Source organism: Streptomyces sp. NPDC005303, from assembly GCF_040607335.1.
Lineage (GTDB): Bacteria > Actinomycetota > Actinomycetes > Streptomycetales > Streptomycetaceae > Streptomyces.
On record NZ_JBEXGM010000049.1, the window covers coordinates 24706 to 42416 of the forward strand.

Here is a 17711-nt window from a genome sequence, read left to right on the forward strand (position 1 = left end):
GGGCGGTCCATGCACGCGCTTCTTGGCGTATCCGGCCTGAAGAAGGTCTACGAGGGGTCGGGACGCCGTGTGGAGGCGGTCCGCGATCTCACCTTCACCGTCGAGGCAGGCGAACTCGTGTGTCTCGTCGGCCCGTCGGGCTGCGGCAAGACGACCCTGCTGAAGTGCATGGGCGGCCTGCTCACCCCGACGGCCGGCGAGGTCCACCTGGCGGGCCGCAAGGTGAGCGGACCCCCGCCCGGGATGGCCTTCGTGTTCCAGGAGTACGGCCGCAGTCTCTTTCCGTGGATGCGCGTCGCCGACAACGTCGAACTCCCGCTGAAGCAGAAGGACTTGACCAAGTCGAGACGACGTGAGCTGGTCGCCGACGCGCTGGAGTCCGTGGACCTCGCGGAGGCCGCCGGGGCGTATCCCTGGCAGCTCTCCGGAGGTATGCAGCAGCGCGTCGCGATCGCCCGCGCCCTCGCATACGAGCCCGAAGTCCTGCTGATGGACGAGCCGTTCGCGGCCGTGGACGCCCAGACCCGCGCCGACCTGGAGGATCTCGTACGACGGTTGTGGCGCGAGCGCGGCATCACGATCCTGTTCGTCACCCACGACATCGACGAGGCCGTGTACCTGGGCGAACGCGTGATCGTGCTGTCCGCCTCCCCCACGGTCGTGCAGGAGCAGCTGAAGGTCGATCTGCCGGACGACCGGGACCAGTTGCACACGCGGGTGGCCCCGCGCTTCGCCGAACTGCGCACCCATGTGTACGAGCAGATCCAGGCGGCCAAGCGCGGGGTCGTGCGGGACGCTCCGGTCACGAAGTCCGATACGCCTCCACTTCACTGAACTGCCCTGCGGGCCAACCGGTGTTGGCGCTCACGGACAGGCGCAGATAGCGCAGGCTGGCGCCGGGCAGGGTGACGGTGGCCGTGTTGCCGGTCGCCGGGTCGAAGCGGTAGCCCTGGGCGCCGACGACGGTGTTGTAGGTGCTGCCGTCGGTGCTGCCCAGCACGGTGACGGTCTGGGTGCGGGCCTGCCAGGCGCTCTGCGGAGGCAGCTTCAGGACCAGCCTGCGCACCGGCTCGGCCGATCCCAGGTCCACCGTCCAGGACTGCGGGAACGCGTTGTTGGCGGACTCCCAGTAACTGTTCGCGTCGCCGTCGACCGCCTTGCCGGGCGTGTAGACGTCCTGGGAGCCGGTCGCGGTGGCCGGACGGCCCTTGGCGAGGTTGCGGTTCGGGTCCGGGTCGGGGTTGCCCTGCCCGGGCTGCGGCCAGCTCGAGCAGTCCGACCAGGTGCTGCTCCAGCCGGAGTTGCCGCCGCCGTCGGTGAGGGCGAAGGTGCCGGAGCTCGCCGGGTAGGGGCAGTTGTAGACGCCGGCCGCGCCGACACCCGTCGCTGTCGTGTTCCGGAAGGTCGCGGCGCCCTGGGCCTCCGCCTGCACGACGACCGTACCGGTGTTGCGGACGGTCGCGCCGTCCATGGTGACGTTGCGGACCGGGTAGCCCTGTCCCCCGCCGGACACGAACTCGAAGGCGCTGTACGGGCTGTCGGTGATGGTCGTGTTGGTGATGTTCACCGTGGCGTTGATCGCGCTGTCGTAGGAGTCGACCCGCAACGCCCCCATCGGATGGTTCCAGTTGGGGTTCATCGCTCCGGTGCGGACCAGGGTGTTGCCGTCGACCGTGATGGTGCCGGCCAGCGGGAAGAACGGGTCGAGGAACTTCTGGTTGGAGATCGCGATGCCGCTGCCGAGGGCGTTGGTGTCGGATACCAGGTTGTTCTTCACCGCGATGTCGGTGCCGCCGTAGATCGCGATGCCGTTGGCGAGGTTCGGCTGGGTGATGGTGTTGTTCTCGAAGCTGCTGTTGGTGTCGGGGGCGTAGAGCGACCACATGGCGAGCGCGTCGTCGCCCTGGTTGCGCAGGAAGTTGTTGCGGACGCGGACTCCGCGGGCGTTGCCGTTGAGGTTGAGTCCGTCGGCCGTCATGTCGAGGAAGCGGTTGTTCTCCACGACCAGGTTGTCGTTGTTGCCCGTCAGCCAGAGGCCGACCTTGAGATGCTGGAGCCACATCCCGGACACCGAACTCCCGGGTCCCAGCGAGCCGTTGACGAAGTTGTCCGGATTGGAGTCGACGCGCTCGGTGACCTCGCCGACGACCGCGAAGTCCTTGATGTGGACGCCCCCAGAGGAGCCGGCCTGGTCGATGAACCGGGAGGAGTGCACGATCGAGTGCCAGCTTCCGGCGCCCTGGAGGGTGACGTTCTGGACGCCGCCGAGAGCGGACGTCAGCCGGTAGTCGCCCGGCGGGATCCAGACCACTCCCCCTTGCGCGGCGGAGATCGCGTCCCGGAAGGCCTGGGTGGAGTCGCCGTTCCCGGTCGGGTCGGCGCCCTTGGAGGTGACGGACACGGAACCGGCGGGCTGACCGGCGGCCGCCGCGACCTGTTCGAAGTCGGCCACGTCGAGGGTGACCTGGGTCCCGGTGGACTCGAAGGCGACCTTGTCGCCCGCCTGGACGTTCTGGCCCAGCAGGAGGCGGGCGTTGTCGAAGAAGTGGTGGGTCCTGGCTCCGGGAATCCAACTGGTGTCGATGTAGGAGTACTTGGAGGTCACCGGGAGCGTCTTCGCGAGCCTGGTGCCGTTGACGTAGACGTTCAGCGTGCCCGACTGGCCGTCCGGGACGCTGTAGGCGACGTTCACGGCGTTGGCCGCACGCGGCACGGTGAACTCCACGCGCTGGCCGGAGCCGATCCGTACCGCCTGCCGCCCGGACGCCTCCGAGGCGAGCGTGCCCTGCGTGTGGTCGGGGCCGATTCTCGTGCCGGTGGTGGTGGCGGACTCGGCCTCCACCGAGGTGAAGGGGAGGGTGGCGCCCGCGGCCGCGTGGGCGGTGGGCGCGGTGGCGGTGAGGAGGCCGGTGGTGAGGGCCACAGTGACAGTTGCTGACATGCTCCTGACAGATCTGTGCATGTGCTGATCCCTTCGTGTGGGGGTGCTGCGGTATCAGCGATCCGGGTTGATCCGCGCGGTCTCAGCTCTGCAGCCAGACCGCTGTGTCCTTCGGCAGTCGGCCCCGCGGGTCCAAGGGGCCGCTGGCGAGCAGCAGTTGGGTGTGTTCGGGGAGGGCGGCCGGGGTGTCGGCGAGATTCACCACGCACAGGGAGCCACCCTCACGGGCGAAGGCGAGGACACCGTCCGGAGCGGGCAGCCAGGTGAGCGGGCCGTCGCCGAACACCGGCCGGATCCGGATCGCCTCGCGGTAGAGGCTGAGCATCGACCCGGGGTCCTCGGCCTGCCGGTCGACCGCGTACGACGCCCAGTCGGCGGGCTGCGGCAGCCAGGGCTCGCCGCCGAACCCCGCATGAGGTGCCCCGGCCGCCCACGGCAGGGGCACCCGGCAGCCGTCCCGCCCGGGGTCCGTGCCGCCGGAGCGGAAGTGCATCGGGTCTTCGATGCGGTGGCGCGGGATGTCCGCCTCGGGCAGGCCGAGTTCCTCGCCCTGATAGACGTAGACGGCTCCCGGCAGGGCGAGGGAGAGCAGGGCCGCCGCTCGGGCGCGCCGGGTGCCGAGGGCGAGGTCGGTCGGAGTGCCGAAGGCCTTGGCCGCGAAGTCGAAACCGGTGTCCGTACGGCCGTAACGGGTGACCGTGCGGGTGATGTCGTGGTTGCACAGCACCCAGGTGGCGGGGGCACCGACCGGGGCGTGCTCGGCGAGGGTCGTGTCGATCGAGGTGCGCAGCCGCCCGGCGTCCCAGGGACAGGACAGGAAGGAGAAGTTGAAGGCGGTGTGCAGTTCGTCGGGGCGCAGGTAACGGGCGAAGCGTTCGGTGTCCGGGAGCCAGACCTCGCCGACGAAGACTCCGCCGTACTCGTCGGCGATCGCTCGCCATGAGCGGTAGATGTCGTGGAGTTCGTCGCGGTCGACGAAAGGGTGCGGGTCGGGGGCGGAGGCGAGGTCGGGCAGCGCGGGGTCCTTCGCGAGCAGGGCGGCGGAGTCGATGCGGACGCCCGCCACTCCCCGTTCGAACCAGAAGCGCAGGATGTCCTCGTGCTCCTGCCGGACGGCCGGGTGGGCCCAGTTGAGGTCGGGCTGTTCCGGGGTGAACAGGTGCAGGTACCAGTCGCCGTCGGGCAGGCGTGTCCACACGGGTTCGGCGGAGCCGACGAACTGCGACGGCCAGTCGTTGGGCGGGAGTTCGCCGTCCTCGCCGCGGCCGCGCCGGAAGTGGAACAGCTCGCGTTCCGGGCTGCCGGGGCCCGCCTTCAGCGCGGCCTGGAACCAGGGGTGCCGGTCGGAGACGTGGTTGGGCACGATGTCGACGATCGTGCGGATCCCCGACTCCCGTGCCTCCGCGATCAGCTTCTCCGCCTCGGCGAGGGTGCCGAAGGCCGGGTCGATGGCACGGTAGTCGGCGACGTCGTAGCCGCCGTCCTTCATCGGCGAGAGGTACCAGGGGTTGAACCACAGGGCGTCCACGCCGAGTTCGGCGAGGTACGGCAGCCTGGCGCGGACTCCCGCGAGGTCGCCGGTGCCGTCCCCGTCGCCGTCGGCGAAGCTGCGGACGTAGACCTGGTAGATGACGGCGGAGCGCCACCAGTCCTGCTGTGCCACGAGGCCTGCCTTTCTGCGGAGAGGGGACGTCAGCCCTTCGTGCTGCCCGCGCTGATCCCGGCGACGATGTGCCGCTGGAAGACGAGGAACAGGGCGACCATCGGGATACTGGCGATCACCATCGCGGCGATGAGCACGGTCAGTTGGATGTTCTGCGACAGCTGGACGAGTGCCACGCTGATGGGCTGCTTGTCGGTGTCGGAGAAGACCATCAGCGGCCAGAGGAAGTCCTGCCAGACGGCGACCAGGGCGAAGATCGACACCACCCCGAGGACCGGCCGTGACATGGGCAGCACGATCGACCACAGAGTGCGCAGCTTGCCGGCGCCGTCGATCTCGGCGGCCTCCAGCACATCGCGCGGGAGCTGGTCGAAGAACCGCTTGAGGAGGTAGAGGTTGAAGGCGTTGGCGGCGGCCGGCAGCCAGATGGCGAGGGGGTCGTTCAACAGGCCCAGATCCGCCACGGTCAGGTATTTCGGTACGACCAGCGCCTGGGCCGGGACCATCAGCGTGGCCAGGATGCCGCCGAGGACCACCTTGCCGAAGACGGGCTTCAGCCGGGACAGGGCGTAGGCGGCGGCCGTGCACAGGACGAGCTGGAACGCCCAGGCGCCGGCGGCCTGGACCACCGTGTTCCACAGGTGCTGCGGGAGCTGCATGAGGTCCCAGGCGTCGGTGTAGCCGTCGAGGTGCCAGTGCTCGGGCACGAGGGTGGGCGGGGTGCGCGTCACCTCGTCCGGCGACTTCGCCGCGCCGGTCACCATCCAGTAGACGGGGAAGAGGAACGCGAGCGCGAAGAGCAGGACGACCGTGGTGAAGACGGTCCAGTAGGCGGTCCTGCCGCGCGGGCGGGCGAGCGTCGCCGGTGAGATCAGGGTGCGGGTGCTCATGCGGGATCCCCCTCTCCGGACCGGGTCAGCCGCAGATATATGGCGGAGAAGGCGCCCAGCAGCACCAGGAGCATGACGCTCAGGGCACACGCGCCGCCGAAGTCGTTGTAGAGGAAGGCGTATTTGTAGATCAGGTAGAGAACGGTGACCGTGGCGTTCTCCGGGCCGCCGCCCGTGATCACGAACGGTTCGGTGAACACCTGCATGGTCGCGATGATCTGAAGGAGCATCAGCATCAGGATCACGAACCTGGTCTGCGGGACCGTCACATGGCGGACACGCTGGAGGAGGTTCGCGCCGTCCAGTTCCGCGGCCTCGTACAGCTCGCCGGGGATGGACTGCAGGGCGGCCAGGTAGATCAGGACCGTGCCGCCCATGTTGGCCCAGGTCGCCACGATCACCAGGGAGACGAGTGCGGTGTCGGCGCCGTTGGACCAGTTCGAGGTGGGCAGGTGCAGGAAGCGCAGTGCCTCGTTGGCGAGGCCGGCTCCGGGGTCGTAGAACCACTTCCAGAGCAGGGCGCTGACCACCGGCGGGATCATGACGGGCAGGTAGACCACCACCCGGAAGAACGCTTTCGCGTGCCTCAACTCGTTGAGCACCAGAGCCATCACGAAGGGGACCGCGAAGCCGATGAGCAGGGCCAGCAGGGTGAAGGTGAGGGTGTTGCGCCAGGCCGCCGTGAACTCCGGGTCGTGCCAGACGCGGGTGAAGTTGGCGGTGCCGACCCATTCGGGATCGGAGCCCGGTGTGTACTTCTGGAAGGCGATCATGACGGCGCGGATCGCCGGGTACCAGGAGAACAGCGCGAAGCAGACGAGTCCGCCGAGGAGGAAGCCGTAGGCGCGGGCCTGGTCGGCGAGGCGGCGCCGCCTCCGGTCCCCTGCGGGAGGCGGCGCCTGCACTGGGGGTACGGCGAGGGCCTCGCGGGGCGGGCTTTCCACCGTCTTCATGGGCGTCAGCCCCGGGCCAGGATGCCGTCGATCTTGCCGGAGGCGTCCTTCAGGAGCTGGTCGATGTCGGCGTCCTTCTTGGTGAGGACTGCGGATACGGCACCGTCGAGCACCGAGTAGATCTGCTGGGCGTTCGGCGGCTCGATCTTCATCTTCAGGCTCTGGTTGCCGTCGAGGAAGGCCTGGTAGTTCTCCACCGGCACATTGGCGTTGGCCTTCTTGACCTGCTGGTCCTTGGCGTCGGCGGCACCGGTGAACAGACGCGGTTCGGGCAGCCCGACCGGGGCGTCGGCCTTCTTGGCGCGGGCGTAGTCACCGAGGAACCCGGCGCCGGGCCTGAGGAACATGTGGTCGAGCCACTTCAGGCCTGCCCTGATCTGGTCGGGGCTCGCCTTCTTGTTGACCATGTAGCCGTCGCCGCCGATGAGCGTGCCCTTGCCGCCGGGCATGGGCGCGAGGGCGAGGTCCTTGTAGTCACCGCCCTTCTCCTTGACCAGGATCGGGATGTTGTCCGGGGCGGAGAGGTACATGCCGAGCTTGCCCGAACCCATCATCTGCTGAACGTCGTTGATGACCAGGAGCTGCTTGCTGCCCATGGAGTCGTCGCTCCAGCGCATGTCGTGGAGGTTCTGGAGGACTGCGTGGCCCTCGGGGGTGTCGATGGTGGCCTTCTTGCCGTCGGCGCTGACGACGTCGCCGCCCTGGGAGTACAGCTCGGCCGTGAAGTGCCAGCCGCCCTGGTTCTGGGCGCTGTAGTCGGCGTACCCGACCGTGCCGTCGCCGAGCGCGGCGATCCTCTTGGCGTCGGCGCGCAACTCCTCCCAGGTGGCCGGGGGTCGGTCGGGGTCGAGGCCTGCCTTGGCGAACAGCTTCTTGTTGTAGATCAGGCCCATCGAGTAGCCGGTGCGCGGGATGCCGTAGATCTTCCCGTCGACCGTGTAGATGTCTCGGAGTTGCTGCTGGAGGGTGTCGTAGCTCTTCAACTCCTTGACGTACGGGGTGAGATCGGCGGCCTGGTTGATGTCGACGACGTGCTTGGCGTCGGTGAAGTACGTGTAGAAGACGTCCTCCATCTGCCCGCCGGCGAGCTTGGCGTCGAAGGTCTTGGGGTCCTGGCAGGGGAAGGCGTCGTGCGCGACGACGTCGATGTCCGGGTGCTGCTTCTCGAAGGACGCGATGTCCTGCTCGAAGAACGTCCGGTCGACCTTGGCGCTCTTGGGCGGCATGCAGTTGACCGTGATGCGGGTCTTGCCGCTCGCCGTGTCGTCGCCCGATCCGCAGGCGGAGACGGCGAGGGCAAGGGAACAGACGCTGAGCGCGGCGAAGGTACGGCGGAACCCGGTGCTTCTCATCGGTGGACCCCTCGTGGCAGGAGCGGTGGGCGCCGCACACTCAAGCACCGCCGACATTCGTCCGCAAGATGTCGCGCAGAATCTGTAATTATTCGACAGAGCTGGGGCTGAGGGATGGCGGAGTGCCGGCAGGACGGCGCCAGAGCCGCGGATCTCAGCCGCGCGGGGCCTGCCCGGTGGACCCCCGGACCACCAGCTCGGGTTCGAAGAGCAGTTCCTCGGGCTGTACGGCACTGCCGCCGACCTGCGCGTTCAGCAGTTCCACGGCGGCGCGGCCCATGGCCTCGATGGGCTGGCGGACGGTGGTCAGCGGGGGTTCGGTGCAGTTCATGAGGGCGGAGTCGTCGTAGCCGACGACCGACACCTGGTCCGGCACGGCGAGCCCCTTGCGGCGGGCGGCCCGGATGACGCCGAGCGCGAGAGGGTCGCTGGCGCAGATGAAGCCGGTGACCCCGCGGTCGATGAGTCGGGTGGCCGCCGCGTGGCCGCCCTCGATGGAGAACATGGCCCGCGCGACCCGCTCCTCGGGCAGTTCCCCGAGCCCCTGCGCGGCGGCCAGCTTGCGGGCCGACGGCATGTGGTCCGCGGGCCCCAGCACCAGGCCGATCCGCTCGTGCCCCAGGGAGGCGAGGTGCCGCCAGGCCTGCTCGACGGCCACCGCGTCGTCGCAGGACACGCCCGGGAAACCGAGGTCGTCGATGGACGCGTTGACCAGCACCACCGGGATGTTCCGGTCGGCGAGCCGCCGGTAGTGGTCGTGCGGCGCGTCCGCCTGGGCGTAGAGGCCACCGGCGAACACGACACCGCTGACCTGTTGCTGGAGCAGAAGGTCCACGTAGTCGGCCTCGGACACCCCGCCCTTGGTCTGTGTGCACAGCACCGGCGTCAGCCCGAGCTGGGCGAGCGCCCCGCCGATGACCTCGGCGAACGCCGGGAAGATCGGGTTCTGGAGCTCCGGCAGCACCAGTCCCACGAGCCGCGCCCGCTCGCCGCGCAGCTGTGTGGGCCGCTCGTACCCGAGCACGTCCAGCGCGGACAGCACCGCCTGCCGGGTGCTCTCGGAGACCCCTGGCTTGCCGTTGAGCACCCGGCTGACCGTGGCCTCACTGACCCCGACCTTCTTGGCAACCTCGGCAAGTCGTCGCGTCATGCGCGCAAGAATAGCGCAAGGAATGCAAACTGCTTGCGTAAAGGCGACGGAAGCCGCTGCACCGGCTCCCGGGTCCCGCCCGGCTGGTGAACGCCCGCGGCAGGGTCGCCGCGTCCAGCGATCCGTGGCATCTGGTCGGCCCCTCGAGAAGGGCCCGGACTTCGCGGGAGGTTGGCGACGGGCCGGGCGGGACGGGCCGGCGGGGTGCGGCTGATTGCCTGCGAAGGGGTGCCGCTGGTGCTGGTGCTGGTGGTGGCGGAGTGAGCCTGGGCGGGCGGACCCGTGGAACAGGCCCGCTCCATGGGGACCTGACGACTGCTGACGAGGCGCCGTCGACGACCTGAACGCCGACGGTGCCCGTCAGGCCTCGGGGGTGGGCACCACCGTGAGGTGGGCCGCCGTGCGCCGCGGACGGCGCCTGGTGGGGGCCGGGCGGAGCACCAACGTCAGGCGCGTGTAGCCCAGGTCCCGCAGGGTGCGCGGGGTCTCGTCGACGACCCGGCAGTCGGTGGCGCCCCAGCGTGGGTCGGGGTGCACCAAGGGGCGTACGGCGCCGTCGTGCTCCACGGCCTGTTCGCCGACCGCGCGGATCCAGTGCGGCAGGCCGTGCCGGTAGGCGGCGTCCATGATCGGGTCCTGGGCGATGTCCCGGCGGATCGCCTGGAGGTCGTGGTCGTGGCCGTGCCGCTCCACCGCGGCCGCGAAGTGCGCGAGCATCGGCAGGCACCAGCGCGACTCGTGCTCGCCCAGGACACTGCTCGCATCGGGATGGAAGAGGACGAACCGGAGGAAGTTGTCACCCGGCATGGCCGTCGGATGCGGTCCGACGGCACGAAAAAGTGACGCGAAAGCGGTGTTGGCGAGAACGACGTCCCAGCGGTGGTCGAGGACGACGGACGGGAAGGGGACGGCTTCCAGGAGCGTGGCGTAGTCCTGAAGGTATGCCTGGGCTTCGAGCCCCTCGGGGACGGGCCGCAGTTCCGACCGCTGCCCACCTGCCTGATATGCCATCGGGAGGTCACCCCTCTTGCCTATGCGGCCTTCACGCGGCGCCCTGATCCTGCTTCCCCGGGCCAAGCGGTGTCAACTATCGTGGCATTCCACGGCGGTTGACGGCTGAAATTGGCCACAGTTGTGGCGAGACCTGGATGTGAGTTCGAACAACGGGCTACTCTCCGGGAAGTTCACGGCGACCGCCTGTGAGAAGTCGGGTGAGAGACGTAGGAGATCTGTCGGTGGCGGATGGCTTCGAGAGCCCGGACGACGCGGCAACGGTCGTGCTGTCGGCCGTCGTCGCCCGCGTCACCGCACTCGCCGGCCGGCTCGGCGTGCCGCAGGCGCAGGTCTTCGACACCAGCCGTCTGTCCGTCGCCTCCGGCGTCCCCGAACCGGTGGTCAAGGCCCTGCTGAGCGGGCGCCCGGCGGGTGAACCGGATGTCCAGGCGCGGTTCCTGCAGCGGCTCGACCTGTTGCGCCGGACCCGGCTGAAGCCCAACGGGCGCAAGTACACCCAGCAGGAGATCGCCGACGGTGCCGGCATGTCACGGCAACAGGCGGGCGCCCTCATCAACGGCGACCGGCGTCCCACCATGGAGCACTGCGACGCCATCCAGCGGTTCTTCCGCGTGCACGCCGGGTTCCTGACGGCCGAGGACCCCGAGGCGCTCGCGGGTGCGCTCCAGCACACCGAGCAGGAGCTCCTGCACAAGCTCGCCGGCCGGGAGCGGGAGGCCGCTGCGGCCGCCCGCGATCCGCTGGAGCGGCTGCTGCAGGACCACGGCGTCCGTGGGATCGCCTGGCGGGCCGCGCAGCTGCCCACCGACCAGCACCGTGACAAGGTCGCCGAGTGGCTGGACATGCTCCTGGAGAGCGTCAAGCGGCCCGAGTCCTGATCCGGGAGACAACTGTGGGCATCGGTAGGCACATGCGCCGCCTGAGCGGCGAGTTGGTGGCGGAGCTGGAACTCGACGCCCCGGCACGGCCCGAGGACCTCTACGGCGCCCTGTGCGACGCCATGAGCAGACGCCGTGGCCGCCCGGTCCACTTCCGTACGGCGCCCTTCCCGCCCGGCACCGCCAGCGGGCTGTGGCTCGACATGGTCGACCAGGACCTCGTCGTGATCGAGGAACGCACCGCCCCCGACCACCAGTTGGTCATCCTCGGCCACGAGCTGTGGCACATGAACGCCGGCCACTGCTCCCACCATGTCGAGGGCGCCGCGGTCGCCGCCCGACTCCTCCACGACGACGCCGATCTCCAGGCCACCGTGCGCAAGGTCGCCGCCCGCAGCCGCTTCGACCTCGACGAGGAGCGGGAGGCGGAGAGCTTCGGCCTGCTGCTGGCCAGCAGGTGCCGTACCTGGCTGGCGGGTTCACCGCTGCGCGGGCCGGTGCAGCGGGACCGGCTGGCGGGGCGGATCGAGGCCTCGCTGGGGTATCTGGGCCCGCAGGGCTGAGGGTTCGGCGCGGGTCAGGTCGCACTGCGCTCGCTGGCCTCCCGCAACTCCCGCTCCCCGCCGTGCGCCCGGGCGCTCCCTGGGCTTCCCTCACGCAACAGCTCCCGCCAGTGCTCCCGACTCCAGTCCGCCGGGGCGGTGGTGGCCGTGAACTCCTCGACCAGGGCGACGAACCGGGCCGGGTCGGTGTGGAAGGGGAAGTGGCCCGCGCCCTCGAAGATCTCCAGGCGGCTGCCGGGCATCGCCTCGTGCGCCCCGAAGGCGTGCCGTACGGGCACCACGCTGTCCCGGTCGCCCCACAGCAGCATGGTCGGCATGCCTTCGGTCAGATAGCAGCGGTCGAGCATGGTGACGACCTGGCCGCGCCAGTCGACGACCGCGCGCAGGGTCCGGATGAAGGCGTTGCGGGCGGTCTCGTCGGGCAGGGCGTCGACGAGGTTCAGCAGGTCCGGCGCGTCCTGGCCGAGATCGGTGTCCAGGAGCTTCATCAGGCGCACGGCGAGGCCGACCTGGAGCCGCATGCCGGGCAGCCGCAGCGAGGACAGCATCAAGTGGGCGCCGGGCAAGGACACCAGCCGCAGCACGGGGTTGACCTCACGGCCCACTCCGCCCGCGCTGACCAGGATGAGCCGCTCGGTGCGCTCGGGGAACTGGTAGGCGAACTGCATGGCCACTCCCCCGCCCAGCGAGTGGCCGACCAAGGTGGCCGACTCGATGCCGAGGGTGGTGAGCAGGTCACGGACGCCGTTGGCGTACGCGGCCACGGAGTAGTCGGCGCGCGGTTTGTCGGAGTCGCCGTGGCCGAGCAGGTCGGGGGCGATCACGGTGTGGGTGCGGGCGAGGTCGGGGATCAGGTCGGCCCAGGTCGCCGAGGAGTCGCCGATGCCGTGGATGAGAACGAGCGGCGGCCCCTCGCCCGCCATCCGGAAGGCGCGGCGGTACCCGTGCACCACGCGGTACCGCAACTGCAGTTCTGCGTCGCCCACCGGGCGCAGCCGAACGGCGCGCACCGGGCGCCGGCGCGGGTCGTCGACCACGTGCTCGCCCTCCCGTACTCCAGGCCGCCATGCGGCGACTGAAAGCCCTTCCTCCCAGCGTAGGACTGCTTTCCCCACGGTGGTTTCAGGGAGGTTTCGCCTCCGCTAAGCAGGCGAACGAACGGGCGCGGAAGCCGGATTGTCAGTGGTGGGCGGCAAGCTGGAGACGCACACCCATATGACCGGCAACGACTTGGGGAGAGCCGCCGATGCCCACCGCCGTACTGACCGACCGTGAGCGCACCGCCGTCCAGGCGTATCTGCGGCTGCTGCACACGGTCCGAGCCGCCTTCGACACCGCGGCCGGCCCGCCCGACACCGCCCGACCACCGGTCGTCCCACCGGCGGTCCTCGCCGAGGCCGAACAGGCCCTGGAGGACGCGGGGCTCGCGGGCAACGAGGAGGAGTTCTTCAGGCTGCTGCAGAGCTGGTGCCCGCCGGAGGCCTAGAGGCCCGGGAGGGGCCGGGGGACCGTGCCGTGCGTTCAGGCGTGCGGCACGGTCACCGAGGTGGCGACCAGGCCGCCCCGGACCGTCCAGCGGCCCTCGAAGACGGCGCGGCGCTCGCCGCCCACCAGCGGGCCGGGGACGAGGAGTTCGGCGCTCAGCGTGCCGCGGGAGGGCTCTGCGGGGTCGACGCGGAGGTCTATGTCGGCCTCGCTGAAGTCCAGCCACTCGCCGGTGAGCGGGAACCACGCCTTGTAGACGGACTCCTTGGCGCTGAACAGCAGGCGGTCCCAGTGGACTGCGGGGTACCTCTCGGCGAGTTCCCGCAGCCTGAGCCGCTCGCCCGGCAGGGAGACGCTCTTCAGCACGCCCTCCGGCAGCGGTCCGTGGGGTTCGGCGTCGATGCCGAGGGAGGCGAGGTCGGTGACGCGGGCCAGGGCGGCGGCGCAGTAGCCGTCGCAGTGGGTCATGCTGCCGGTGAGTCCGGCCGGCCACCGCGGGGCGCCGCGTTCCCCTGGCAGGACCGGCTGCGGCGGCACACCGAGCTTCTCCATGGCCCGGCGGGCGCAGGCCCGCACGACGGCGAACTCACGGCGGCGTTTGGGGACGGCGGGCGCGACGAGCGCGGCCTCCTCGGGGTACAGCGTGGCGTTCTCCGGCTCGTCGTGTCCGTGGACCTCCACGGCCACCACCGAGTCCGGCAGGAGTTCCTCGATCACAGCGCGCCGACCTCCCTGGGCACGATCCGGCGCAGCCGGCCGGGCGGCTCCGGCCGCTTGCGCCACTCCCGCGGATAGCCCACCGACACCTCCTCGAAGCGGACGCCCTCGTGCCAGGTGGTCCGCGGGATGTGCAGATGGCCGTACACCATGGTCTCGACACGGAACCTGCGGTGCCAGTCGGCGGTCAGGGTGGTGCCGCACCACATGGCGAACTCGGGGTACCACAGGACGTCCGTGGGGTGCCGGTCCAGCGGGTAGTGGTTGACCAGGACGGTGGGCAGGTCGTCGGGGAGGGCGGCGAGTCTGCGCTCGGTCTCGGCGACCCGGGCCCGGCACCAGGCCTCGCGGGACGGGTAGGGGTCGGGGTGCAGCAGGAACTCGTCGTTGCAGACGATGCCGGTGCCGTGCGCGTACTCCAGGCCCTGCTCCTTGGTGGCGCAGCCGGCGGGCAGGAAGGAGTAGTCGTACAGCAGGAACAGCGGGGCGACGGCGACGGGCCCGCCGGGGCCGTCCCAGACCGGGTAGGGGTCCTCGGGGGTGAGGACGCCGAGCTGCCGGCACATCTCGACGAGGTGCTCGTAGCGGGCGACCCCGCGCAGGGTGACGGCGTCCTTCGGATGGGTCCACAGTTCGTGGTTGCCGGGGGCCCAGACGACCTGGCGGAAGCGGCCGGCAAGGGTCTCGAGGGCCCAGCGCACATCCGCGACGGTCTCGGCGACGTCACCGGCCACCAGGAGCCAGTCGTCGTCGGTGCCGGGGCGCATCTCCTCGACGAGGGAGCGGTTCTCGGGATAGCCGATGTGCAGGTCACTGACGGCCAGAAGCTGTGCCGCGCCACCGGCCCTAGACGTCACCTCTCGCCCCCTCCGAACACCCGAGTGGGACCACGAGAACACATTTGGTTTCCCGGTACAAGAGTGGACCGGGGAGGCGGAGCTTCATGATCGGAAATTCCGTAACACGGGCGTTGCACGCGTGGCCCGTCGAAAGCCGTATGATCGCCCCAACACCACCGCAGTGAACTTCCCTTCGCAAGGGCGGTTTGGTGTCCCTCCAATCACCCTGCCCGGGCCCGGGCCCGCTTCGCCCTGCCCGAAAACCCCGAAAGGCGGCCTGAATGCACTCTCGCGTACGCGTCTGGCTCAACCGCACGTACGCGGAGAACGTGTTCTTCATGGATCAGCTGCGGCGAAATCCCAGCGACAGAGCCGTCGAGATCCATGCGACGCACGGCGACCCCGACTCGCCGGTGCTGGCCGCCGCCGACACCGCCGAGCTGGAGCCGGAGGGGCTGTCTCCGGCCGCCTACGTCGAGTTCGCCCTCGACCAGTGCCAGAAGCGCGGCATCGACGTGTTCGTGCCCCGGCTGCACCAGGCGGCGATCGTCGCCCACCGCGCCGACTTCGCCGCGCTCGGTACGGCGCTGCTCGCGCCGCCGCCGGAGGCCGTCGCCGTCTTCCACGACAAGGTGATCGCCTACGAGGCGGTCCAGGCGGTCGGGGTGCCGGTGCCGCCGTGGTGGCGGGTGCGGACCGCGGACGAGCTGGTCGCGGCCGTCGAGGAGCTGGAGGCCGACGGCCACAAGGCGTGCTTCAAGCCCGCGTCCGGCGCGGGCGGGGTGGGCTTCCGGATCATCACACGCGCGCCCTTCTCCCTCGCGCAGCTCAACGGGTTCCCCAGCCCCTACGTCTCGCTCGACATGGTCGTCGAGGCGCTCGCGCAGTCCGACGAGCAGGTGGACTGGCTGGTCATGCCGCGCCTGGAGCAGCCGGAGGTGTCGGTGGACACGCTCACCGGGCCCGACAACCGGGTGCGGCTCGCGATCGGCCGCACGAAGAACGGACGGCGTCGCGGGTTCACGCAGCACGAGCAGTGGCTGGAGCCGGCACGGCTGATCGCCGAGGGGTTCGGACTGCACTACCTGTCCAACATCCAGTTCCGCATGCTGGGTGACCGGCCTGTGCTGATGGATGTGAACACGCGTCCGGCGGGCGGCTTGCACCAGCTGGCCCTCTGCGGGGTCAACGTGCCCTGGGCCGCCGTGCAGTTGGCGCTCGGGGAGGAAACCGGGGCGATCGAGCCGCCGTTCCTGGGACAGGACTACACCGTGGTGTCGGGGCCGCGACAGTTGCGGCCGGTGTCGGTGCCGCATCAGCGGGCCGAGGAGGTCGAGCCGCTGCTGCCGTCGGTTCCGGCGCCCGCCCCTTCGGTGGAAGCGGCCCAGGCACTGCCGCTCTAGGCCCCGACCGGTATGGACCAATCTCGCTGTTCTTCTTGACACCGCGATTGGTCCATACCAACTTGGTTGCGCACCCTGCACCACCTCTCTGCACTCCCGAACACCCCCATTTCTTCAGGGAGATCGCGTGCGCAACCCACTCAGACGTCCCAGACTTGTCGCTCTCCTCGGCTCCGCCGTGCTCGCGCTCGCCGGGGCCATCGCGCTTCCCGGCACGGCCGAGGCAGCGAACGTCCTGTCCAATCCCGGCTTCGAGTCCGGCGGCCTCTCCCCCTGGACCTGCACCGGCAACCTCGGTTCGGTCGTCTCCTCGCCCGTGCACGGCGGCTCCAAAGCCCTGGCCGGTGCGGTGAGTTCGAGCGACAACGCGCAGTGCAGCCAGACCGTCCCGGTGCAGCCGAACACCACCTACAGCCTCAGCGGCTGGGTGCGCGGGTCCTACGTCTACCTCGGCGTGAACGGCGGGGCCTCCACCTGGACGACGTCGCCGTCGGCGTACAGCCGGCTGGCCGTCTCCTTCACCACCGGCGCCTCGCAGACCAGCGCCACCGTCTACGTCCACGGCTGGTACGCGCAGGGCACCTACTACGCCGACGACATCAGCCTCGACGGCCCCGGCGGCGGGGGCTCGGACACCCAGGCGCCGAGCGCGCCGACCGGGCTGACCTCCACGGGCAAGACGTCGTCCAGCGTGTCACTGAAGTGGAACGCCTCGACGGACAACGTGGGCGTCACGGCCTACGACGTCTACCGCGGCTCCACCAACGTCCTCACCGTCTCCGGCACCTCCGCCACCGTCAGCGGGCTCTCGCCCAGCACGTCGTACACCTTCACCGTCAAGGCGCGCGACGCGGCCGGCAACACCTCCGGGGCGTCCAACTCCGTGAGCGTGACGACCGACGCGGGCGGCCCGGGCGGCACCGGCTTCAAGCAGGCCGCGCCGTATCTGTACGAGGGCTGGGGCGATCCGCCGAGCCCGAGCACGGTGATGAGCGCGACCGGCGTCAAGTGGTTCACGATGGCGTTCGTGCTGGACTCCGGTGGCTGCAATCCCGCCTGGGACGGCAGCCGGCCGCTGACCGGCGGTGTCGATCAGAGCGCCATCAACCAGATCCGTGCAGCCGGTGGTGACATCGTGCCCTCGTTCGGCGGCTGGCAGGGCAGCAAGCTCGGCGCCAACTGCTCCTCGGCGAGCGCGCTCGCCGCCGCACTCCAGAAGGTGATCGACGCCTACTCGCTCAAGGCGATCGACATGGACATCGAGAACACCGACGAGTTCGAGAACGAGGCCGTGCAGGCGAGGATCCTGACCGCGCTGAAGACGGTCAAGGCCAACAACCCCGGCCTGAAGACCATCGTCACCTTCGGCACCTCGACGACCGGCCCCACCTACTACGGCAACCGGCTCATCGAGCAGGCACAGTCGCTGGGCGCGAACATTGACGTCTTCACCATCATGCCGTTCGACTTCGGCGGCGGCTCCGACATGTACGGCAACACCGTGAACGCCGCGGAGGGGCTGAAGGCAAAGCTGAAGTCCACCTTCGGCTGGGACGACGCCACCGCCTACTCGCACCTCGGCATCTCCGGCATGAACGGTCTCTCCGACCAGCAGGAGAACACGACCCCGGCGATCTGGACCCAGATCCGTGACTGGGCCAACTCCCGTCACATCGCCCGGCTCGCGTTCTGGTCGGTCAACCGCGACCGGCCGTGCCCGGGCGGCGGAGTCGTCAGCAACTGCTCCGGCATCAGCCAGAGCACCTGGCAGTTCACCTCGATCACGGCCGGATTCACCGGCTGAGCGAGCGGGATCCCCCAGCCGGGGAACATCGCCGGCTTCCAGGACGGGGGGTACTGGGC

At 70.0% G+C, this 17711-nt stretch carries 16 protein-coding genes; 6 read left to right on the forward strand and 10 right to left on the reverse strand.

The window, feature by feature from the left end; genetic code table 11:
* Window positions 1–9: 9 nt before the first annotated feature.
* Window positions 10–834 (forward strand): ABC transporter ATP-binding protein, encoded by an 825-nt coding sequence (locus tag ABZT93_RS37705; RefSeq protein ID WP_356113184.1) that lies wholly within the window; start codon window positions 10–12, stop codon window positions 832–834.
* Here ABZT93_RS37705 and ABZT93_RS37710 read toward each other — a convergent pair.
* From ABZT93_RS37710 to ABZT93_RS37740, 7 genes are all read right to left on the reverse strand, one after another.
* The gene (locus ABZT93_RS37710) at window positions 803–2941 is read right to left on the reverse strand and encodes a discoidin domain-containing protein (protein WP_356113185.1); all 2139 of its coding nucleotides are present in this window, start codon (window positions 2939–2941) and stop codon (window positions 803–805) included. The two genes, ABZT93_RS37705 and ABZT93_RS37710, sit on opposite strands and share 32 nt — an antisense overlap.
* An 82-nt stretch (window positions 2942–3023) precedes the next feature.
* Window positions 3024–4604 carry a glycoside hydrolase family 13 protein gene (locus ABZT93_RS37715; RefSeq protein WP_356113187.1) on the reverse strand — a complete coding sequence of 527 codons (1581 nt, stop codon included), beginning with the start codon at window positions 4602–4604 and terminating at the stop codon, window positions 3024–3026.
* A gap of 29 nt (window positions 4605–4633) precedes the next feature.
* A complete protein-coding gene (locus ABZT93_RS37720) occupies window positions 4634–5494 on the reverse strand; it encodes a carbohydrate ABC transporter permease (RefSeq protein ID WP_356113189.1) in 861 nt (286 codons plus the stop codon).
* On the reverse strand, window positions 5491–6447 hold the full coding sequence (locus ABZT93_RS37725) for a sugar ABC transporter permease (RefSeq protein WP_356113191.1): 957 nt from the start codon (window positions 6445–6447) through the stop codon (window positions 5491–5493). Before ABZT93_RS37725 ends, ABZT93_RS37720 begins: the two co-directional genes overlap by 4 nt.
* A gap of 5 nt (window positions 6448–6452) precedes the next feature.
* A complete protein-coding gene (locus ABZT93_RS37730) occupies window positions 6453–7799 on the reverse strand; it encodes an extracellular solute-binding protein (RefSeq protein ID WP_356113193.1) in 1347 nt (448 codons plus the stop codon).
* A 154-nt stretch (window positions 7800–7953) separates the two neighbouring features.
* Window positions 7954–8949 (reverse strand): LacI family DNA-binding transcriptional regulator, encoded by a 996-nt coding sequence (locus ABZT93_RS37735; protein ID WP_356113195.1) that lies wholly within the window; start codon window positions 8947–8949, stop codon window positions 7954–7956.
* A 360-nt stretch (window positions 8950–9309) separates the two neighbouring features.
* Window positions 9310–9960, reverse strand: coding sequence for a hypothetical protein (locus tag ABZT93_RS37740; RefSeq protein ID WP_356113197.1), 651 nt, complete (start codon window positions 9958–9960; stop codon window positions 9310–9312).
* Between the two features lie 224 nt (window positions 9961–10184).
* On the opposite strand from ABZT93_RS37740, the gene ABZT93_RS37745 reads away from it, so the two are divergent.
* Both ABZT93_RS37745 and ABZT93_RS37750 read left to right on the forward strand, forming a co-directional pair.
* The gene (locus ABZT93_RS37745) at window positions 10185–10841 is read left to right on the forward strand and encodes a helix-turn-helix transcriptional regulator (RefSeq protein ID WP_356113199.1); all 657 of its coding nucleotides are present in this window, start codon (window positions 10185–10187) and stop codon (window positions 10839–10841) included.
* A gap of 32 nt (window positions 10842–10873) precedes the next feature.
* Entirely contained in the window at window positions 10874–11404 is a 531-nt protein-coding gene (locus ABZT93_RS37750; RefSeq protein ID WP_356113201.1) for a toxin-antitoxin system, toxin component, read from the forward strand.
* Window positions 11405–11418: 14 nt separating this feature from the next.
* Here the strand turns inward: ABZT93_RS37750 and ABZT93_RS37755 are convergent, their stop codons facing one another.
* Window positions 11419–12441, reverse strand: coding sequence for an alpha/beta hydrolase (locus tag ABZT93_RS37755; protein ID WP_356113203.1), 1023 nt, complete (start codon window positions 12439–12441; stop codon window positions 11419–11421).
* Window positions 12442–12650: 209 nt separating this feature from the next.
* On the opposite strand from ABZT93_RS37755, the gene ABZT93_RS37760 reads away from it, so the two are divergent.
* The gene (locus ABZT93_RS37760) at window positions 12651–12890 is read left to right on the forward strand and encodes a hypothetical protein (protein ID WP_356113205.1); all 240 of its coding nucleotides are present in this window, start codon (window positions 12651–12653) and stop codon (window positions 12888–12890) included.
* 35 nt (window positions 12891–12925) lie between these two features.
* Here the strand turns inward: ABZT93_RS37760 and ABZT93_RS37765 are convergent, their stop codons facing one another.
* Both ABZT93_RS37765 and ABZT93_RS37770 read right to left on the reverse strand, forming a co-directional pair.
* Entirely contained in the window at window positions 12926–13606 is a 681-nt protein-coding gene (locus ABZT93_RS37765; protein ID WP_356113207.1) for a 4'-phosphopantetheinyl transferase superfamily protein, read from the reverse strand.
* Window positions 13603–14463, reverse strand: coding sequence for a metallophosphoesterase (locus tag ABZT93_RS37770; RefSeq protein ID WP_356113209.1), 861 nt, complete (start codon window positions 14461–14463; stop codon window positions 13603–13605). Before ABZT93_RS37770 ends, ABZT93_RS37765 begins: the two co-directional genes overlap by 4 nt.
* Before the next feature lie 263 nt (window positions 14464–14726).
* Here ABZT93_RS37770 and ABZT93_RS37775 point away from each other — a divergent pair, with 263 nt between their 5' ends.
* Entirely contained in the window at window positions 14727–15848 is a 1122-nt protein-coding gene (locus ABZT93_RS37775) for an ATP-grasp domain-containing protein (protein WP_356113210.1), read from the forward strand.
* A 127-nt stretch (window positions 15849–15975) separates the two neighbouring features.
* Window positions 15976–17652: a carbohydrate binding domain-containing protein gene (locus ABZT93_RS37780; RefSeq protein ID WP_356113212.1), complete on the forward strand. Its 1677-nt coding sequence runs from the start codon at window positions 15976–15978 to the stop codon at window positions 17650–17652.
* Window positions 17653–17711: the final 59 nt, after the last annotated feature.

Bases quoted from the DNA above. Each gene is read 5' to 3' on its own strand.
- ABZT93_RS37750 (WP_356113201.1), top strand. From the start codon at position 10,874: ATGCGCCGCCTGAGCGGCGAGTTGGTGGCGGAGCTGGAACTCGACGCC.
- ABZT93_RS37740 (WP_356113197.1), bottom strand. From the start codon at position 9,960: ATGGCATATCAGGCAGGTGGGCAGCGGTCGGAACTGCGGCCCGTCCCC.
- ABZT93_RS37775 (WP_356113210.1), top strand. From the start codon at position 14,727: ATGCACTCTCGCGTACGCGTCTGGCTCAACCGCACGTACGCGGAGAAC.
- ABZT93_RS37710 (WP_356113185.1), bottom strand. From the start codon at position 2,941: ATGTCAGCAACTGTCACTGTGGCCCTCACCACCGGCCTCCTCACCGCC.
- ABZT93_RS37760 (WP_356113205.1), top strand. From the start codon at position 12,651: ATGCCCACCGCCGTACTGACCGACCGTGAGCGCACCGCCGTCCAGGCG.
- ABZT93_RS37720 (WP_356113189.1), bottom strand. From the start codon at position 5,494: ATGAGCACCCGCACCCTGATCTCACCGGCGACGCTCGCCCGCCCGCGC.
- ABZT93_RS37735 (WP_356113195.1), bottom strand. From the start codon at position 8,949: ATGACGCGACGACTTGCCGAGGTTGCCAAGAAGGTCGGGGTCAGTGAG.
- ABZT93_RS37730 (WP_356113193.1), bottom strand. From the start codon at position 7,799: ATGAGAAGCACCGGGTTCCGCCGTACCTTCGCCGCGCTCAGCGTCTGT.
- ABZT93_RS37725 (WP_356113191.1), bottom strand. From the start codon at position 6,447: ATGAAGACGGTGGAAAGCCCGCCCCGCGAGGCCCTCGCCGTACCCCCA.
- ABZT93_RS37705 (WP_356113184.1), top strand. From the start codon at position 10: ATGCACGCGCTTCTTGGCGTATCCGGCCTGAAGAAGGTCTACGAGGGG.